This window comes from Flavobacteriales bacterium (genome assembly GCA_016699575.1).
Taxonomy (GTDB): domain Bacteria; phylum Bacteroidota; class Bacteroidia; order Flavobacteriales_F; family PHOS-HE28; genus PHOS-HE28.
Map to the genome: position 1 here is coordinate 4,252,755 of CP064979.1, position 17,491 is coordinate 4,270,245.

17 protein-coding genes, 1 tRNA gene and 1 pseudogene are annotated in these 17,491 nt (G+C 58.5%); 11 read left to right on the forward strand and 8 right to left on the reverse strand.

Annotated features, from left to right (window positions below; genetic code table 11):
• Positions 1-64 precede the first annotated feature (64 nt).
• A complete protein-coding gene (locus IPJ76_17965; GenBank protein ID QQR86447.1) occupies positions 65-601 on the forward strand; it encodes a hypothetical protein in 537 nt (178 codons plus the stop codon).
• A 94-nt stretch (positions 602-695) separates the two neighbouring features.
• On the opposite strand, the gene IPJ76_17970 is transcribed toward IPJ76_17965, so the two are convergent.
• The gene (locus tag IPJ76_17970) at positions 696-1,778 is read right to left on the reverse strand and encodes a 2Fe-2S iron-sulfur cluster binding domain-containing protein (GenBank protein QQR86448.1); all 1,083 of its coding nucleotides are present in this window, start codon (positions 1,776-1,778) and stop codon (positions 696-698) included.
• Between the two features lie 131 nt (positions 1,779-1,909).
• Between IPJ76_17970 and paaA the strand changes: the two genes are divergently transcribed.
• From paaA to paaJ, 4 genes are all read left to right on the forward strand, one after another.
• Positions 1,910-2,854, forward strand: a complete 945-nt coding sequence (gene paaA, locus IPJ76_17975; GenBank protein QQR86449.1) for a 1,2-phenylacetyl-CoA epoxidase subunit A — start codon at positions 1,910-1,912, stop codon at positions 2,852-2,854.
• 94 nt (positions 2,855-2,948) lie between these two features.
• Positions 2,949-3,242: a 1,2-phenylacetyl-CoA epoxidase subunit B gene (paaB, locus tag IPJ76_17980; protein QQR86450.1), complete on the forward strand. Its 294-nt coding sequence runs from the start codon at positions 2,949-2,951 to the stop codon at positions 3,240-3,242.
• A 3-nt stretch (positions 3,243-3,245) separates the two neighbouring features.
• A complete protein-coding gene (gene paaC / locus IPJ76_17985) occupies positions 3,246-4,016 on the forward strand; it encodes a phenylacetate-CoA oxygenase subunit PaaC (GenBank protein ID QQR86451.1) in 771 nt (256 codons plus the stop codon).
• A gap of 75 nt (positions 4,017-4,091) precedes the next feature.
• On the forward strand, positions 4,092-4,577 hold the full coding sequence (gene paaJ / locus IPJ76_17990; GenBank protein ID QQR86452.1) for a phenylacetate-CoA oxygenase subunit PaaJ: 486 nt from the start codon (positions 4,092-4,094) through the stop codon (positions 4,575-4,577).
• Positions 4,578-4,590: 13 nt separating this feature from the next.
• On the opposite strand, the gene IPJ76_17995 is transcribed toward paaJ, so the two are convergent.
• Both IPJ76_17995 and IPJ76_18000 read right to left on the reverse strand, forming a co-directional pair.
• Positions 4,591-4,953 (reverse strand): T9SS type A sorting domain-containing protein, encoded by a 363-nt coding sequence (locus IPJ76_17995; GenBank protein QQR86453.1) that lies wholly within the window; start codon positions 4,951-4,953, stop codon positions 4,591-4,593.
• A 72-nt stretch (positions 4,954-5,025) separates the two neighbouring features.
• A tRNA-Ala gene (locus IPJ76_18000) sits at positions 5,026-5,099 on the reverse strand.
• Between the two features lie 97 nt (positions 5,100-5,196).
• On the opposite strand from IPJ76_18000, the gene IPJ76_18005 reads away from it, so the two are divergent.
• Positions 5,197-5,877 (forward strand): hypothetical protein, encoded by a 681-nt coding sequence (locus IPJ76_18005; protein ID QQR86454.1) that lies wholly within the window; start codon positions 5,197-5,199, stop codon positions 5,875-5,877.
• A gap of 119 nt (positions 5,878-5,996) precedes the next feature.
• Here IPJ76_18005 and IPJ76_18010 read toward each other — a convergent pair.
• Positions 5,997-7,193, reverse strand: a pseudogene (locus tag IPJ76_18010) (IS256 family transposase).
• Positions 7,194-7,481: 288 nt separating this feature from the next.
• Between IPJ76_18010 and IPJ76_18015 the strand changes: the two are divergent.
• The 3 genes from IPJ76_18015 to IPJ76_18025 all read left to right on the forward strand — a co-directional run bounded on the left by IPJ76_18015 (position 7,482) and on the right by IPJ76_18025 (position 12,097).
• Positions 7,482-8,702, forward strand: a complete 1,221-nt coding sequence (locus IPJ76_18015; GenBank protein ID QQR88503.1) for an RHS repeat-associated core domain-containing protein — start codon at positions 7,482-7,484, stop codon at positions 8,700-8,702.
• Between the two features lie 717 nt (positions 8,703-9,419).
• On the forward strand, positions 9,420-11,429 hold the full coding sequence (locus IPJ76_18020; GenBank protein QQR86455.1) for a hypothetical protein: 2,010 nt from the start codon (positions 9,420-9,422) through the stop codon (positions 11,427-11,429).
• A 557-nt stretch (positions 11,430-11,986) separates the two neighbouring features.
• Positions 11,987-12,097, forward strand: a complete 111-nt coding sequence (locus tag IPJ76_18025) for a hypothetical protein (protein ID QQR86456.1) — start codon at positions 11,987-11,989, stop codon at positions 12,095-12,097.
• Between the two features lie 199 nt (positions 12,098-12,296).
• Here IPJ76_18025 and IPJ76_18030 read toward each other — a convergent pair whose 3' ends face one another.
• The gene (locus IPJ76_18030) at positions 12,297-13,814 is read right to left on the reverse strand and encodes a T9SS type A sorting domain-containing protein (GenBank protein ID QQR86457.1); all 1,518 of its coding nucleotides are present in this window, start codon (positions 13,812-13,814) and stop codon (positions 12,297-12,299) included.
• Between the two features lie 242 nt (positions 13,815-14,056).
• On the opposite strand from IPJ76_18030, the gene IPJ76_18035 reads away from it, so the two are divergent.
• The gene (locus IPJ76_18035) at positions 14,057-15,595 is read left to right on the forward strand and encodes a hypothetical protein (protein ID QQR86458.1); all 1,539 of its coding nucleotides are present in this window, start codon (positions 14,057-14,059) and stop codon (positions 15,593-15,595) included.
• Between the two features lie 127 nt (positions 15,596-15,722).
• Positions 15,723-16,187, forward strand: coding sequence for a helix-turn-helix transcriptional regulator (locus IPJ76_18040; GenBank protein QQR86459.1), 465 nt, complete (start codon positions 15,723-15,725; stop codon positions 16,185-16,187).
• On the opposite strand, the gene IPJ76_18045 is transcribed toward IPJ76_18040, so the two are convergent.
• The 3 genes from IPJ76_18045 to rpmI form a co-directional block, all read right to left on the reverse strand.
• Positions 16,159-16,578, reverse strand: a complete 420-nt coding sequence (locus IPJ76_18045) for a hypothetical protein (protein ID QQR86460.1) — start codon at positions 16,576-16,578, stop codon at positions 16,159-16,161. The two genes, IPJ76_18040 and IPJ76_18045, sit on opposite strands and share 29 nt — an antisense overlap.
• A 229-nt stretch (positions 16,579-16,807) precedes the next feature.
• The gene (rplT, locus tag IPJ76_18050) at positions 16,808-17,152 is read right to left on the reverse strand and encodes a 50S ribosomal protein L20 (protein ID QQR86461.1); all 345 of its coding nucleotides are present in this window, start codon (positions 17,150-17,152) and stop codon (positions 16,808-16,810) included.
• Positions 17,153-17,238: 86 nt separating this feature from the next.
• Positions 17,239-17,430 carry a 50S ribosomal protein L35 gene (gene rpmI, locus IPJ76_18055; GenBank protein QQR86462.1) on the reverse strand — a complete coding sequence of 64 codons (192 nt, stop codon included), beginning with the start codon at positions 17,428-17,430 and terminating at the stop codon, positions 17,239-17,241.
• Positions 17,431-17,491 lie beyond the last annotated feature (61 nt).

Consider the following 17,491-nt stretch of genomic DNA (forward strand, 5'->3'; position numbering starts at 1 on the left):
TGAAACTTACCTCGTGCCTGTTGCGTACCAAGCACATCCCGCAAGGGCCCCCACACTCACGGTTATGAACACGCACGACTTCCTCCGCAATTTCGCCCCTGTTGCGTTCATGGGGCTCTCGTTGGCCGCCTCCGCACAGAGCGGCAAGCTCGTCGACCGACGGGACCAAGCCGAAGGCTGGTACCTCCCACTTCACGGCATCGTTCTCGCCGAAGGCCAAAAAGCCGAAGGCGTCAAGGTGGTGCTGTACAAGAACAACGAACTGGTGGGCGAACTACCCGTGGACAAGAAAGGCCACTTCATCGCTGAGCTCGACATCGACAACACGTTCGCTTTGGTGATCACCAAGGACGGATTTCAGATGGAGCTGCTGCACGTGGACACGACATTGCCGGAAGGCAGGGTTGAATACCCCGAATACGAGTGCACCATCAACATGGAGAGGGCTACGGCCTTTGCCGGCAAGGATGAGGGCTTCTACCTCGACTTCCCGGCCGCCATCGTTCGCTGGAGCGACGACATGAAGGGCTTCTACCACAGCGAAGCCTACCACATGGACATCAAGGGCCGATTGGCGGGGTACGCCCAGGCCTCCTTCTGAACCAAGCTTCTCCTCCGCCTACAAACCAAACAAACCAGGCAGAGGGAACCCGAGGGCGCTCGCCGCAAGGCAGCGCCTTCGTCTATTGCGCCCGTCAGTGCTGGTCGTAGTCGATGGTGACGTTGGCGCTGCGCGGGTGGGTCTGGCAGGTGAGCACGTAGCCGTCGGCCACCTCGCCGTCGGTGAGCGCGTAGTTCATGTCCATCTCCACCTGCCCTTCCACTACCCGCGCCTTGCAGGTGCAGCACACAGCTCCCTTGCACGCGAATGGCACGTCGAGACCGGCCTCCAGCGCGGCATCAAGCACGGCATCGCCATTGGCCGGTACCTGCAGCACATGCTCGCGGCCGTCCATGATCACCTTCACGGTGGCTGTCCCTGTGAAGGCTCCCGGGGACGCGGGCGTCGCATCAGCTTTGGGTGCTGAAGAAACCGGCGTGGTGAATAGTTCTACATGGATATGCGACTTCGCGACACCCATGCTTTCCAGTGCTTCGCTCACGTTCACCATCATCTGCTCAGGGCCACAGATGAAAAACTCCTTGTGCATCGCATCACTGACGAACCGCGACACGAGCTGCTTGGCCTTTTCCGTGGTGATACGCCCATTGAAGAGCAGGTCTTCATCCATGCCCTTGCTCAGAATGTGGTGCACGCTCAAACGGTCACTGTGGGCAGCTTTCAGTTCGCCGAGCTTCTCTCGGAAAATGATCCGGTCCGCATCCGTATTCCCGTAGAACAAGGTGAACTTGCTCATCGGTTCGGTGCGCAGCACGGTTTTCAGTATGCTGAGAATGGGCGTGATGCCACTGCCCGCCGCAAAGGCGACGTAATGCCGCTCGTGCGCCGGATCGAGCAAGGTGTAGAAGTTCCCCATCGGGGTCATCACCTCCAACTTGTCTCCCTTCTTGAGCTGTCCCACCAGCGTTGAGCTGGCGCGGCCCCGGTCCACACGCTTTACCGCTAGGCGGATCACATCGGTATCCAAAGGGCTGCTGCAAATGCTGTAGCTCCGGCGCAGTTCCTCACCGTTCACGATCAGTTTCACGGTCAGGTATTGACCATGGATGAACTTGAAATCGTTGCGCTTGTCCGCAGGCACCTTCAAGCCGATGACGATCGCATCAGCGGTTTCCTGCTTCACATCCTCCACCTCCAGGGTATGGAACCGGGCCATGCGTTGTTCGCTCATAGTTGAAGAGCGCGCGAAAGTAGCTGCCGCGTCGCCGTGTTCAAGGAATGCCCTGACGGCGGTCAACATGACGGTAGCGCGGCCTTCTATCTTCGCCGCATACCAAGCACAACGACATGTCGGACCTGCAGCTGCTCGAAGAACGTTTCCAAGCCAAGGTGGACGCCGAACTGAAGATCGAGCCAAAGGATTGGATGCCGGAGAAATACCGCAAAACGCTCATACGCCAGATCAGCCAGCACGCGCACAGCGAAGTGGTGGGCATGCTCCCCGAGGGCAACTGGATCACCCGTGCACCGAACCTGCGCCGCAAGGCCATCCTGCTCGCCAAGGTGCAGGACGAAGCGGGCCATGGCCTCTATCTCTACAGTGCCTGTGAGACGCTTGGCGTATCGCGCGAGCAGACCATCGACGACCTGCTCAGCGGCAAAGCCAAGTACAGTAGCATCTTCAACTACCCCACCCTCACTTGGGCGGACATCGGCGCCATCGGCTGGCTGGTGGACGGCGCGGCCATCATGAACCAGGTGATGCTTTGCCGCACGAGCTACGGCCCTTACGCGCGAGCCATGGTGCGCATCTGCAAGGAGGAGAGCTTCCACCAGCGCCAGGGCTACGAGATCATGGCCGTGCTGGCCAAGGGCACGCCCGAGCAGAAGGAGATGGCGCAGGACGCCCTGAACCGGTGGTGGTGGCCCAGCCTGATGATGTTCGGCCCCACCGACGCCAACAGCCCGCACAGCGCCGAGAGCATGAAGTGGAAGATCAAGCGCCAGAGCAATGACGAGCTGCGCCAGACCTTCATCGACCGCACGGTGCAACAGGCAGAAGTGATCGGCCTGAGCATCCCCGACCCCGACCTGAAGTGGAATGAGGCCACCCAGCATTACGACTGGGGCACCATCGATTGGACGGAGTTCAACAACGTGGTGGCGGGCAACGGTCCCTGCAACAAGGATCGCTTGGCCGCCCGCAACAAGGCCCACGACGATGGCGCCTGGGTGCGCGAGGCCGCGCTCGCCCATGCCGCCAAGAAGGCCAAGAAGAAACAAGCAGCATGATACAGAGTGGCGAGTAGCGAGTGGCGAGTGGTGAGTCTGCCCAGGCAGCACCACTCGCCGATCAGCACTCGCCACTCGCAACTAACCGGACCCAATGAGCAACAACCCGAACAACTGGCCCCTCTGGGAGATCTTCATCCAGAGCAAGCGCGGCCTGGAGCATAAGCACGTGGGAAGCCTGCACGCAGCTGACCCGCAGATGGCCATCGAGAACGCCCGCGACGTGTACACCCGCCGTCAGGAAGGCCAGAGCATCTGGGTGGTGCCCGCCGACGCCATCAGCAGCAGCCAGCCTGATGATGCGGCCATGCTCTTCGATCCCGCCGACGACAAGACCTACCGGCACCCCACCTTCTACACCATGCCCGAGGGGGCCAAGTACATCTGAGCGATGGCCGCATCCATGAGCCAGCAGGACGCCCTCTTCACCTACAGCCTCCGCCTCGCGGACGACCTCCTCATCCTGAGCCATCGCCTGAGCGAATGGTGCGGGCACGGACCCGTGCTCGAGGAGGACATCGCCCTCACCAACCGCGCGCTGGACCACATCGGCGAGGCCCGCAACCTGTACACGTACGCCGGTCAGGTGGAAGGCAAGGGGCGTGATGAGGATGCCTTGGCCTACCTGCGCAACGAGCGGCAGTTCGTGAACACCAAGTTGGTGGAACAGCCCAACGGCGACTACGCGCACACCATCGTGCGGAGCTTCCTGTTCGACGCCTACCACCTGCCGCTGGCCGAGGCCCTCACCAAGAGCGCCGATGCCCAGCTGGCCGCCATCGCCGCCAAGGCCGTGAAGGAGGCGCAGTACCACGTGAAGCACAGCAGTGACTGGCTGATCCGCTTCGGCGACGGCACGGAGGAGAGCCATCGCCGCGCCCAGGAGGCCCTGGACAACCTGTGGACCTACACTGGTGACCTCTTCGTGATGGACGTGGTGCACCAGGACCTGGTGAAGGCCGGCATCGCACCCGACCTCACGAAGATCAAGGCCGTCTTCGACGCCACGGTGGACCGTGTGCTGGCCGAGGCCACGCTCAAGCGCCCCGCCGACGGCTTCATGGCCACGGGCGGCCGCGAGGGCAAGCACGGCGAGCAGCTCGGCTTCATCCTGGCCGAGATGCAGTATTTGCAGCGGGCGTACCCCGGGGCGGAGTGGTGAACGCACCGCCTTCGAACAGCGCACCCGTACCGTCGACCCACCGGGTCGACCCTTGAAAATGGCCTTCGCGCACCCATGATCACCAAGGACCGCATCCTCGAGCTCCTCGACTACGTGAAGGACCCGGAGATCCCGGCCATCAACGTGCTGGAGCTGGGCGTGGTGCGGCAGGTGGAGGTGGAGGCCGACGGCAAGGCCATCATCACCATCACCCCCACCTACACCGGCTGCCCGGCCATGGACGTGATGGCGGCCGACATCAAGAAGGAACTGCTGGAAGCGGGCGTGCCGGCCGTGGAGGTGAAGATGAGCCTCTCCCCCGCCTGGACCACCGACTGGATCACCGAGACCGGCAAGCGCAAGCTGAAGGAATACGGCATCGCGCCGCCGGAGAAGACCGCTGACATACGCGCGCTGAAGGGTGAACAGCCCGTGGTGGCGTGTCCGCAATGCGGCTCCACGAACACCGCGATGCTCTCCGCCTTCGGCAGCACGGCCTGCAAGGCGCTCTGGAAGTGCAACGACTGCCTGGAGCCCTTCGACCAGTTCAAGTGCTTGTAGCGACTTTGCTGTATCACCACGCGGGTGAACGACGACCATTGCGCAACACACCGATACGGCGCACCAGCACACCATCGGTGGTGAATGCCCGTACGGTGTACACACCCGGGCGAAGACCGCGCAGATCCAACAAACCGTCCGTGCTCAGAGGCACCACCTTCAAGCGTCTGCCGCGAGCATTGAGCATGTCCACCCTGGTGACGGCAGCCGGTAACGAAAGCCGGTAGAGCCCGGGCGCATCCGAGCCGATCAATGCGATCAGGTCCGAATCGGCTGTGCGGCGCACGGGACGGTCGGGCACATAGGCCAAGGGCTCTTGCTGGGCCAACGCATTGGCGGCGAAGCTGACCAGAATGATGAGAGGAAGAACGCGCATGCAGAAGGTTCGGGCCTTCTACGCGTATGCGGCGCAACTGTTCAACGGCGACCTGACCTGTCCGTGGTCCGGTGGAGCGAAAGGGAGTCGAACCCTCGACCTCCGCATTGCGAACGCGGCGCTCTGGCCATCTGAGCTATCGCCCCGGTAGGGCGAATATGGGCGCTAGAAGCGATCCAGAGCGCATGGCCGGCATCCGTTCGATATCATACTTATTATATATTTAGCACATTAACAAAAGTCATGCTCGGCAGAGTAGTTCGTCTTCTGTTCCTGACGGTGATGTGCGCGCCAGCATTAGCCACCGAGGCCAAACCCACCCGCACCCGCATCCGGGCCGTGCTGCCGGACCGCACGGTAGAGACCTTCGCATTGGAGAAGTACCGGGTGAAGCCGCAACCCGGTCTGGAATACCACTGGTGGAAGGGGCAACGGCTGCAAAGCACGGTGGGCGGATTGGCCGGTGCGCTGCTCGATGGGCCCTATGCCGAGTACGCCACCACCGGCCAGCTGATCACGCAAGGGGAAATGCGCAAGGGGCTGCGCCATGGCGAGTGGCGTAGCTGGGACGCACAGGGCAAATTGCGCGACATCACGGTGTGGCGCAGCGGCCGGGTCCATTCGAAGCAGCTTGCCATGGGCGGGGATGGCATAACGGAGAAGAAGATGGAACGCCGGATGCGCAAGGAGCAGCGCAAAACGGATCGGGCTTCGCGCGAGGCTGAACGGGAGAAGAAGGAGGCCGACAAACCCAAGGGCGTGAAGCGCGTGAAAAAGGGCAAGCGGGTGAAGAGCGAGGATGTGCACGAACGCGACCTGGAGAAGGAGAAGGAGAAGGAGAAGAAGAAGGAACAACCGAAAGACAAACCGGCCAAGGAGAAGAAACGGAAAGACAAGAACGAAGGCCCGGGTCTGTTAGATTAAGTGTGTCACGATCTTGATCACTGATGTTGTTGATGTAGTTGGGTTTTCAACGAGGGGGTCTGGGGGAGACTGATAACGTGTTGATCGGTGTTGGCCAGTTGTGGATCGAAGCGCGGTCCGAAGAGCAAGCGTAACTCGGCTGCGATCTCACGCCAGGCGAAGATGGGCTTTGCGGCCATCTTCTCCACGATGCGCTGCTGGGCCAAGAAGAGCAGTTTGAGCAGGGCCATGTCGTTCTCGAAGACGCGCTTGGTCTTGGTGTATTTGCGCAACTGGGCATGGAAGCCCTCGATGGGGTTGGTGGTGTAGATCAGCCGCCGGATACGCTCGCTGTACCGGTATTGGCTGGCCAGAAGCGGCCAGTTGATGCGCCAGGAGTTCACCGCTTGCGGATAGCGCTCGCCCCATTTGTCGCTGAACACTTCCAGTGCTTGCAGGGCACGCTCCTCGTTGGGTGCCCGGTAGATGGCCCGCATGTCCTTGACCACTTCCTTGTAGTGCTTGTAGCTCACGTACTTCAAGGTGTTGCGCACCTGATGCACAATGCACAGCTGGATGTCGCTCTGCGGGTACACCAGCGCGATGGCCTCGGAGAAGCCGCTGAGGTTGTCGATGCACGCGATCAGCATGTCCTCCACCCCGCGCTGGCGTAGGTCGTGCAGCACGCTCAGCCAGAACTTGGCGCCTTCGTGCTGGCCAACGTAGAGGCCAAGCAGGTCCTTGTGGCCATCGGGGCCCACGCCAAGGGCGGTGTAAACGGCTTTGTTCACCACGCGACCCTCTTCCTTCACCTTGAAATGGATGGCATCGAGCCATACGATGGCGTAACGCGCTTCCAAGGGGCGCTGCCGCCATGCCTGCACATCGGCGACCACCTGGTCGGTCACCGCGCTGATGGTGGCTTCGCTCACTTCGATGCCGTAGAGGTCGCGCACATGGTCGCTGATGTCGCGCTGGCTCATCCCCAGTCCATAGAGCTTGATGATCTTCAGGTCCAGCTCGGCGTTCAGAACCCGTTCCCGTTTAGGCAGCAGCAGTGGGTCGAAGGTCCCGTTCCGGTCCCGCGGGGTGGCGATGTCCACCTCCCCGTGTGCGGTCTTCACCCGCTTGCGGCCGTGCCCGTTGCGCCGGTTGGCCTTGCCGGTGTCCTCTTCCAGATGCGCGCTCAGCTCTCCCCGTAGGGTGGCTTCCATCAGCCGTTTTACCAAGGGCGTCAGCACCCCTTCGCTGCCGCTGAGCGGCTTGCCCAGAAGCAATTGCTTCATGGCCTCCTTCTCGAAGGCTTCGTAATCGAACTTGTCCGTCTTGTCTTCCATGGGTCAGGGTTTGAAGTTCGCAACTCCGGCCTGACACACTTTACTGAACAGTCTCATTGGCAGTGGTATGTGTTCGGCACCACCCGCTTTGCCCGCATAAGACCATCATGCACCCAGCAACCTGCGCTGTACACCAGCGACCTTGCCCGCAACGAACAGGCCGCGCAAGAGTTGAGCTTCGCTAGCCTGCGCAGCGTGCTGATATCCCTTTACGACCCGGCTACTGGAACGTTTCCGAACAATGTTACCATATACGCGCTTGATCCGCCGTACAATGGTCAGTGGTACATGACCGATGGCACCTACCGCACAGCAGTTGAAACCGTTCCGCACTTCGAAGACGAGCACCACCCACAGGATATCACTATCAGCGGCAAGAACTTCCAGTTCAGCGTGCCTCGTGCAGGTCTGAAAGAGAACCTGGTGATCAGCGTGCACGAGATCATTGATATGGGCCCGCCCAACACCCGTGGCGGGAGTACCATTTGGACCTATACCTTCATGGCCGATCCCACCCTGCCCCCCGTGACCTATTACGAGCACGACCACTTGGGCAACACCCGCGTTACCTACACGCCCGTGGTAACGGATTGCGGGGGTGTGGGCGGACCACCGAGCATCGATTACACCTTGGAGCACGTTGCGGATTATTATCCATACGGGAAGATCCTGCGCGAATACGACGGCGTGCCCGAGAAATACCTGAGCACCCACCATGAGCGCGATGCCGAGACAGGGTTGGACTACCGGGGGGCGAGGTACTATGACAGCGATGTGGCCCGGTTCGTGAGCTTGGATCCGTTGGCGGCAAAATACGTGAACTGGTCACCATACTGCTACGTATTAGGTAACCCTATCAGCTTGATCGATCCTACAGGCGCGGAGAGTGAGGATGTCGGTCCCGGTAACGATAACAGAAGTAAGTTCGAACGAAAATTCGATAAATGGAAGGAGAGAAATTCTACTAATTTAGTGGGGATGGATCAGCAACAGATATATGAAACATTCAGAAATTCTCGGAATATTCTGGGGCAACGTCGTGGAGACAAGAACTGGTTCCGCAGCCATGAGGCCCAGACACAAAATAGCGACGCCACGAACTGGGATATTACCACATCGAATCGCACTCAGGTTCTCCGTGGTCAAGGAGGAACAGGCGTGGGATCGCTGAACATTGTTCAAAATTTGGGTACCAGCCAGGGTACCCTTACTGTGCGCTACAACATGTATGGGATACCGGACAGAATGCAGATCGTCGACGTTGCGAGCGGTAACACCCTCTTTGATACTGCGACGAACACACGATCCGACGCAAACGGAGCTGTACTAAGACGTGATGGATCAGGTACTCGTATCAATTTCAACCTCGGTCAAGGTAATACTCAGGTGCAGGTCCTCATTAACGGTGGTGTCGCCCCAGCTGGGGTCATTACCAACTTTAGATATGCCCTTCGAGTTAACCCAGCTGATGGTCAACAGTCAATTACGGACTATAATGCTGTGCCATAGTTACCTGCTCAAAACGATCAAATGGATATGTCCAGCGCTTCTTGTATTGTGCCATTACGCTGTCTGCAAAGGCCAGGTGATGACATTGAACGAAACCGACTCGTTAGGACTTCGACAGGGCAAGTGGATATTCCCGTATGGGGTCATTGATGAATCCTGGCCCAGTGAATTCTCCTCTGGCTGGATGGTGGAATGCACATACTCGAATGACACACTCGTTGGTGAGTATTTCATCACCGATAGTACCGATCGTATTCGATACGAAGTGCTTTACGAACATGGCTACCGCAATGGGCCTGGCACTTTCTGGGATACCGATGGACGCTTATTTCGACGGTGTGAGTACGTGAACGACAGCATCGTGACGGTGGAGAATTTTATTGATGGTCGACTATCCGAGGTGTTGCGCTTCAATAGTGGAAAGCTCCATGGTGGTTGCTGGAATCTTCAGAAAGGAAGTCTGAGGAGTGAGCGAATTTACATCCATGGCCGACTTTCACGTGAACACATTTTTTATCCGGACCAGTCGATCAGACAGGATATCGTGTACAGTCCAAAGGGTATCGTCTTGAAATCTTCGCGTTACCCCAAGGGAGAGTTTTGGAGAAACGCCCTCCCAAGCGAAAATGTTCCCTAGCGATAAACACCCAGCAGCAGCTCGCGTGAGAACACAGGGTTGACGCTTGCCTTCGGCGAGCGTCCATCGGTCGCGGGCCTTTGGCCCAACTAATAACATTCACCACCTACGGCTACACCTACGACCGCCTTGGCCGCCTGCTCTACGCGGACGGCATACAAGGCGACGCCGTCTTCGGCCACCAGCCCAACGACGACGAGCGCTACGCCTTTGACCGCATCGGCAACTTCCAGTGGCTGCAGCGCAGCTTGCTCAACGACAACGGCGATGTGGAGAAACATGCCTGGGACTACGACTACGCCACGGCCAACAACCGCCTGCTGCGTGTGCTGGCACAGCCCGGCACACAGGCCCCCGACCGCGTGTACACCTACGACCACCTGGGCAACCTGCTCAGCGACGACTTCCGTGGGCTCGACCACACCACCTATGGCCGCGCCAACCTGCCCTTCCACATTGCCCGCAACCTGCCCGGCAACCCCAAGGACCACTACCTCTATAACGCCGCCGACATGCGCATCCATAAGATGGAAGACCCCGGCGATATCAATGAGTTCTATTTGCGTGATGTCCTAGGCCGCGAACTGGGCGTGCTCAACCTCAACGGCGTGAAGTGCGAGGAGCTCGAAGACCTTACCGTGGCCGATTGGCAGTGGTACGTCTTCGGCACCACCCGCTTCGCCCGCATCAAGCCCCTCTGCACCCAGCAAGCCGCCCTCTACACCAGCGACCTGGCCCGCAACGAACAGGCCGCCCAAGAACTGCGCTTCGCCAACCTGCGCAACGTGCTGCTCTCCCTCAACCACCCGCAGAACGGATTCCCTGCAGATGTCACCATTTACTACTTCGACCCGCCCTACAACGGCCAGTGGTACATGACCGAAGCCGGATACAACGCCGCACGCCTTGAGTACCCCGATATCGATGCCGAGCACAACACGTTGGACATCCTGATCCCAAGCACGGCCTACCAGTTCAGCGTGCCCCGCGTGGGCCTCAAGAGCGATCTGCTGATCAGCGTGGAGGAGATCCTCAACCTGGGCCCGCCCAATACCCGTGGTGGAAGTACCATTTGGACCTATACCTTCATGGCCGATCTCACCCTGCCCCCCGTGACCTATTACGAGCACGACCACTTGGGCAACACCCGCGTTACCTACACGCCCGTGGTAACGGATTGCGGGGGTGTGGGCGGACCACCGAGCATCGATTACACCTTGGAGCACGTTGCGGATTATTATCCATACGGGAAGATCCTGCGCGAATACGACGGCGCACCTGAGAAGTACCTCAGCACCCACCATGAGCGCGACCAGGAGACCGGGCTCGATTACCGCGGCGCGCGCTACTACGACAGCGACGCGGCCAGATTCTTGAACTTGGATCCACTGGCGGATGAGTTCGCCAACTGGTCGGCGTACAACTACGTCCTTGGAAACCCCATTAGTTTGCTCGACCCTGATGGACGCAGTGCGGGTGACTTCCTCCGACAAGATGGAACGCTCGCCTACACAGATGGACAGAATGATGGCAGGGTCTATGTGCTTGCCGATAACAAGGAGGCAGATGCACTCAACAAGCGGTGGCTCTCAGGCGAGAACCTCACACGGGATGATGCGAAGTCCGCAGTAGAGCTACCGTCATACTATGTAAGGAGTAAGATGGGAAAGGCTGTCACTGCGTCACAAAGCCCAAGCGCAGATGCTGGGGATCGACGTGGCGGCTATCACGAAGAGGGAGGGCAGTATGGTACCACAGGAGGTTTGGACCTTGTTGTTCCAGCAGCTCCCGGCAAGGCTTTTGTACCGCCTGAAATTCCCTCGATAGATGTTGGTAAGCACGCGAATCCAGAATTGGTTCCGGATGACTTCCTTGTTGCAGGAGACTTCCACACGCACCCCGATGTTTTCTACAGGCAGTTCGTTTCCGACCCAGAACCGAGCGATGTTGACATCCGAAACGCCCGAACCGACCGAGCTCACTACGTCCTGGCAGTCCGAAACAACACGGTTTACAAATACAACAACAAAGGCATACAGGTTACCTTGCCACTAGACGTGTTCACAACCTACAAGGCATCTAATCGATGATCAGGGGCTCTCTGCTACTTTCATTTCTAAGTTGCATCGTGCTTATTTCCTGTGGGTCAAGTCCAGATTCTTCTAGCGCCACAATGCCAACTTGTTCCACCTACAAATGGATTAAGTGCAGAACCCTGAATTCGGATAGGTCCTTGCGCGGGATCAGTCTATCCATGAAGCACTTTCGATCGGGTCAGGTGCAATTCTCAAATGCTGCCGGTGATTCCATTGGAGTTTGCGAAGATGTACTGATTGGATACGTGGACAGTTCCTACGTGAATTATGAATCAATAACATATGTCATGAAGGTGGATAGCATAGCTCTTATGATTCCACTTGATATTCTGTACTGGAAAATACAACGTCACTCGGAAGAACTGTACTTAGTAATCGTTCGCAAGGAACATGAAGGATTCATGACAAAGCTCCACCCGATTTCTGTGAACTGAGAGGATGGCACTGTGAGGTGGTAGGGTAAATCACGACAGGTGGGCTGTCAGTACATTTCTGAACGACACCATGAAGAAGACCTACCGAAGCATAGCCCCGCCTCCAAGACGAAAGTGGTGCTGGAAGCGCTCAAGGAGCGCGAGACGTTGAGCGAGTCGGCACAACGCCACGGGCTGCACCCCACCCAGATCACTGTTTGGAAGAAGGAGTCCCAGCATCAGCCCTAGCACCACCCCTACACCAGTTCGCGTGGTAACACCGAGATGACGCTTGCCTTCGGCGAGTGTCCATCGGTCGCGGGCCTTTGGCCCTCCAAAACAATCCCTTTCAACTACGCGCTGCTTCGGGAATAGTCTTCAACACAGGCGGCAGCACCGTACGGAAGCCTGCGCTCGTGCGCGCACAATGTTCAAACACGGATCGTGTTCACTCCTTCACCAAGCGCTGCACAACCACGCCCTTCGGTGCTTGAACGGTAAGCATGTAAACACCAGCTCGCAGGTTGCTCAGGTCCAGTGCGCAGGTTGTGCCCACCAGTGCTTGCCGATGCACGATCGAACCCAGTGCATCGCTGACCTCAACATGGCCGGTTATTGCAGCCTCAAGGGTCAGCATGGTCCAACCGCTCGTGGGGTTCGGCGCGCAGGTGAATTGCGGTATTCCCGTCTCAGTAAGCCCGGTGCCATCGGCGGCCAACTTCACCACCCAGAAGTCATCCTGCCCGTGGTTGCCGCTCACATCACCGTCGTTGCTCGCAGTGCTTCCGCCGAGGATGAATCCGTTATCGGCGGTTACGGCGACCGCGTAGCCGTCCTCATAATCCTGTCCGCCGAGCGGTTGCTGCCATGGCGATACACCAGCTGCATCGAGTTTCATCGCCCACATATCCTCCAACCCATTGATGCCGAAGGACGCCGTGGTACCCACCACGACCACCTGACCATCAGGACAAGGCGCAAGGGCCAACCCCAGGTCAGTATAAGCACCGCCAATTGCCGTTTGCCACTGCAGGTCGCCTACCGCGTCAAGATGTACCACCCATGCATCCCAACCACCTTGGTTCCCACTGACATCAAAGTCGTTCGATCGTGAATAACCAGCCACGGTGCATCCACCGTTGTCTGTGAATGTCACACCAGCAGCATGGTCCTCGTCGCTCCCCCCATACGTATTGGCCCAAAGCACATTGCCATTGGGATCCGTGCGGACCACCCATTGATCCCTTACGCCCAGAAACCCGACCACATCGCCATCGGCCGAGTTGGTCGTACCCACTGCGACAAATCCTCCATCGCTTGCAACGTCCACGGCGGTACCTAGATCTGAGCCACTACCGCCCAAGGGCTTCTGCCATTGCAGCGTGCCACTGGCATCGAGCTTGATCAACCACAGATCGAACCCACCATGGCCGCCAACGACATCGCCATCGATGGAGTTGGAGCGCCCAACCACGACACAGCCCCCATCAGCCGTGATGTGCAGGTCCGAGGACCAGTCGCTGTAGCCCCCGCCGAATGTCTTTTGCCAGAGCAAAGAACCAGCGGCGGAGAGTTTCACCACCCACACATCGTCACCACCGTGGAAGCCGGTGACATCGCCGTCATCGCTTTTCGTGTTGCCGCAGATGAGATAGCCGCCATCGGTGGTCTGCACCACACCCGAGGCCTTGTCCTCATCCGATCCACCCAACGCCACTTGCCATTGAAGCGCCCCGAGGCCGTCCAGCTTCACGACCCAATAGTCCTCGTCGCCGTGGTTGCCGGAAACATCTCCATCGTTGGACAACGTGTGGCCCGCGAGGATGAAACCACCATCCGTGGTGGGCTTCACGCTCCGCAACAGATCATCGTTGCTTCCACCCAGGCATTTCTGCCATTCGATGGCCGGACCTGGTTGACCCTGCATCAAACTGCAAGGGAGAAGCACTGCGATCAAAACGATCATCAATTTCCTGCACATAGTAGCTACGGTTGATCAGTGGTATTGCCCCGGGACACGCTGGCCGGAGTCCCCCAAACTTAGTTCGTTCGTTCCAAGTCAAGGCGACCGTCGGGCGAGCGGCATCTGCAGAACGTACAACGGTTGCCGGCATGCGACCCACAGCCCGGGTCAAACGCAATCAACCCTAGCGGTTAGTGACCCTATGTCGGACAACCTCCTATTTTTCCATCATCACATCCGTACCCATGAAGCTGACGCTCCACACCATCGGTTGCTTGGCCTTTGCCACGTTGTTGCACACCGCCATGTTCGCCCAGGACGGCCTGCCCGACCCCACCTTCGGCAACAACGGTGTGGTGCAACACGACTTGGATGGCAAGGCCGATGTGGCCTTGGGCATGGCACTGCAGCCGGATGGGAAAGTGGTTGTGTGCGGCAGCAAGCGCGACTATCCGGCTGAAGAGGACCTCTTCGTTGCGCGGTTCAATAGTGATGGTTCGCTGGACACCGATTTTGCGAGCAATGGCTGGTTCGAGTACGACCATGCGGGCGGATCCGATGTAGCCTGGTCGATCACTGTGAGGCCCGATGGTCGTCTTGTGGTGGTTGGCACCGCATTGAGCGGCTCGAACTATCAAGGCTTTGTCTTGCAGCTTGATGGGAACGGCACTCTTGACCCTGGCTTCGGCCAAGGGGGGCTTTTCGTTGCCCAACACCCGTTCGGTTCCGGTTTGGGCAGCATTGTATTGCTTTCGGATGGTTCGTTGGTCGGAGCAGGGTCTGTGATGGACTCGTCCAACTACTACTATCCATTGATCGTTAAGCTCGACGCCGCCGGGGAGTTGGACACGTCATTCGGTACAGGGGGCGCAACGACCACTAGCGAAGCTGGCACGCAACTGATCCATGTGAGTTCCGGACCTGGCGGATCGCTGGTCGCTTCTGGCAATCATCAAGTTAACGAACTAAGGATCTTCAAGCTATCCGCCGATGGCACGTTGGATCCCGCATTCGGTACCAATGGGGTTTTCATGGAGAGTGTTTCCTTGCCGGAAGGAGAGCATGCCCTACTGCCCAGTGGCAAGGTCCTGATCAGTGGGCAAAGCGGGAACGACCTTCGTTCGGTAAGATTGCTACCAGATGGTACGTTGGACGCGAATTATGGCACGGGCGGTGTTGTTAACGAGATCGTGCCGAACATTCAGGCATCCCGGACCATGGTCGCATTGCCGGACGGGCGTTTCATTGTTGGAGGAAGGCACTACTCGGGCAATGCATGGTCGCATATGGTGGTGCGGTTCCTATCGGATGGCAGTCCCGATCCTTCCTTTGGCACGAACGGATATGCCTATTTGAACTTTTCACCTGCGCAACACCACGCCAATGACATAGCTGCGCTGTCTGATGGGAAAGTGGTTTGTGTCTTTGGCAGGACCACTGTCTTGAACAACGACGCGGATATCGTGTTGGTACGCTTGACCGGTACCCCTATCGGTATTCAAGAGACACTTTCCATGCAAGTTGGATCATTGCGCTGTTCAGCCGCGCAAGGTGATCTGTTGGTCTTCGGCCCGATGTTTCCGGATGCCCAGGGCTATTCCGTTGCCGTTTCGGATATGAGCGGGCGGTCCGTCAATACCTCTGGGGCCACTTTCACCGCGTCAGGCAATTGCACGCCCTGCGCAGCGCCGCTCCCAAGGGCGTTGGCGGCCGGCGTCTATGTGGCTTCGGTTGCCGATCCTGAAGGCAGGTCGCGCACGTGCCGTTTCGTGTTGGCGGATTAGGACCGTCATTCTTGGCAGACAAGGGTGTTAACAACCCTTGGTGGAGCGTTGTAGATGCCCGGTCGCCCATCGCCTTTGCCTGGGCCTAGTTTTGTCCGGCCTATCCGTTGTAAAGGCCTTGGTTATCGTGTCGACCGCTGCACTGGAAAAGAATGTCGAGGCCCTGAACGACAGGTTCATACGGGCCATGGAAGGCTTGGGCTATACGGGCTATAGCCTGAGCAAGGAACTGGGGACCTCGGAAGCAGTGATCAGCAACATACGCAACCGCAAGAATCCGCCCAATATCCTGCTCGTGCGCGACCTGCTGGACCGGCATTTGGACCTGAACCCGGATTGGCTGCTGTTCGGCCGTGGGGAGATGATGCGGACCCAACCGCTGCCGCGCAAAGGCCAACCTGTGCCGGATGAGATGCTCACGAAAGTGTATGACCGTCTGACCAGTCTGGAAGACCTGTTCAAACGTTCGCTGCACGCCCAACTGGAACGGAGCACGATAGAAGAAGAGAGCGTTTCCGCCTTGGCGGAACGCGTGAAGAGCTTGGAGCGCGAGGTGGCGGCCGTCAAGAAGACCGCAAGTACCAAGCGTTGACCGAGTCGACCACTTCGCGGTGCATGGCTTCCACCCGGTTCACGTAGTTGAGCACCTCAAGGTCAGTGTAGCGCGCTTCGGCGAGCTCGATCGAAAACCGAAGGGCCTCGGTCTGCGAACGGAGCCGGTCCGGGCAACGCTGGCCCAACGCAAAGACATCCCGGTCCTGCAATGGTTCAAGCATGCGCAGCGTGTTGATGAGTCCTTGCAGCATCAGGTAATTCCACTTCAGTTGGCGATCGAGCAGGGCCGGCCGGTCGCTATATACTTGTTGGGAAAGTCGTGTTAGCGCCAGGACGGCCTCGTTCAGCACAATGCCATTGCGATCGGTCCAATGCCTCAAGGAGGGATGACCGATCGCGATCATCTCCGTCCGTTCTCCTTCGCTCATGGGGTCAGGGTTTAGAAGGAACTCGCCGTGGAAAATAAGGCACTCGTCGAATATCCCAAGGTTTCAATGCTCAAGACGAGCAATGGTTGCCTAACGCTCATGAGCGGTTGGCATTGTCCAACGCACGGAGGGGTCAGGCACTGGTTTCCCACCCCTGTAATGCTGGTGGGGCAGCACAAAACGAAAAGGCCCGCTCATCGCGGGCCTTTCCACACACTGACTTGGATGGTTACTTCACCTTGTCCACGATGGCCTTGAAGGCCGCCATGTCCGTGTAGGCGATCTCGGCGAGCGCCTTGCGGTCCAGGTTGATGTTGTTCTTCTTCAAGCCGTTCATGAACACGCTGTAGCTCATGCCATTGATGCGTGTGGCGGCGTTGATGCGCTGGATCCACAGCGCACGGAAATCGCGCTTCTTCAGGCGGCGGCCATCGAAGGCGTGCGTGAGGCCTTTCTCCACGCTGTTCTTCGCAACGGTCCAAACGTTCTTGCGTTTGCCGAAGCTGCCTTTGGCCAGTTTGAGGACTTTCTTCTTTCGGGCCCGGCTGGCCGGGCTGTTGGTTGCTCTTGGCATCTTTCGTTGGTTTTCGGTCCTGAGCGCCCCTGCGGTGAGGAGACTTTTGTGCTGGCAGGCCCTGGTTTAACGTTACCGTCCCGGCCTCAGGCGATGAGGGCCAGGATGTTCTTCTTCTCGGTGGGGTGCACCGTGGCGAACTTGCGCAGACCGCGCTTCCGCTTCTTCTCCTTCTTGGTGAGGATGTGGTTCTTGAATGCGTGCTTGCGTTTGATCTCACCGGTGCCGGTGAGCTTGAAACGCTTCTTCGCGCCGCTGTTGCTCTTTTGTTTTGGCATGGCCTCTCGTGTTGTCGTCGTCAGTGTGTGCCTTGTGGGGTGCTTGTCATCCCGGCTTGAC

Excerpts from the sequence above, each read along its gene's own strand:
- paaJ (QQR86452.1), top strand. The coding sequence starts at position 4,092 with ATGATCACCAAGGACCGCATCCTCGAGCTCCTCGACTACGTGAAGGAC.
- IPJ76_17995 (QQR86453.1), bottom strand. The coding sequence starts at position 4,953 with ATGCGCGTTCTTCCTCTCATCATTCTGGTCAGCTTCGCCGCCAATGCG.
- IPJ76_18030 (QQR86457.1), bottom strand. The coding sequence starts at position 13,814 with ATGATCGTTTTGATCGCAGTGCTTCTCCCTTGCAGTTTGATGCAGGGT.
- rplT (QQR86461.1), bottom strand. The coding sequence starts at position 17,152 with ATGCCAAGAGCAACCAACAGCCCGGCCAGCCGGGCCCGAAAGAAGAAA.
- paaC (QQR86451.1), top strand. The coding sequence starts at position 3,246 with ATGGCCGCATCCATGAGCCAGCAGGACGCCCTCTTCACCTACAGCCTC.
- IPJ76_18005 (QQR86454.1), top strand. The coding sequence starts at position 5,197 with ATGCTCGGCAGAGTAGTTCGTCTTCTGTTCCTGACGGTGATGTGCGCG.
- IPJ76_18035 (QQR86458.1), top strand. The coding sequence starts at position 14,057 with ATGAAGCTGACGCTCCACACCATCGGTTGCTTGGCCTTTGCCACGTTG.
- IPJ76_18045 (QQR86460.1), bottom strand. The coding sequence starts at position 16,578 with ATGAGCGAAGGAGAACGGACGGAGATGATCGCGATCGGTCATCCCTCC.
- IPJ76_18015 (QQR88503.1), top strand. The coding sequence starts at position 7,482 with ATGACCGATGGCACCTACCGCACAGCAGTTGAAACCGTTCCGCACTTC.
- rpmI (QQR86462.1), bottom strand. The coding sequence starts at position 17,430 with ATGCCAAAACAAAAGAGCAACAGCGGCGCGAAGAAGCGTTTCAAGCTC.
- IPJ76_17970 (QQR86448.1), bottom strand. The coding sequence starts at position 1,778 with ATGGCCCGGTTCCATACCCTGGAGGTGGAGGATGTGAAGCAGGAAACC.
- paaA (QQR86449.1), top strand. The coding sequence starts at position 1,910 with ATGTCGGACCTGCAGCTGCTCGAAGAACGTTTCCAAGCCAAGGTGGAC.
- IPJ76_17965 (QQR86447.1), top strand. The coding sequence starts at position 65 with ATGAACACGCACGACTTCCTCCGCAATTTCGCCCCTGTTGCGTTCATG.
- paaB (QQR86450.1), top strand. The coding sequence starts at position 2,949 with ATGAGCAACAACCCGAACAACTGGCCCCTCTGGGAGATCTTCATCCAG.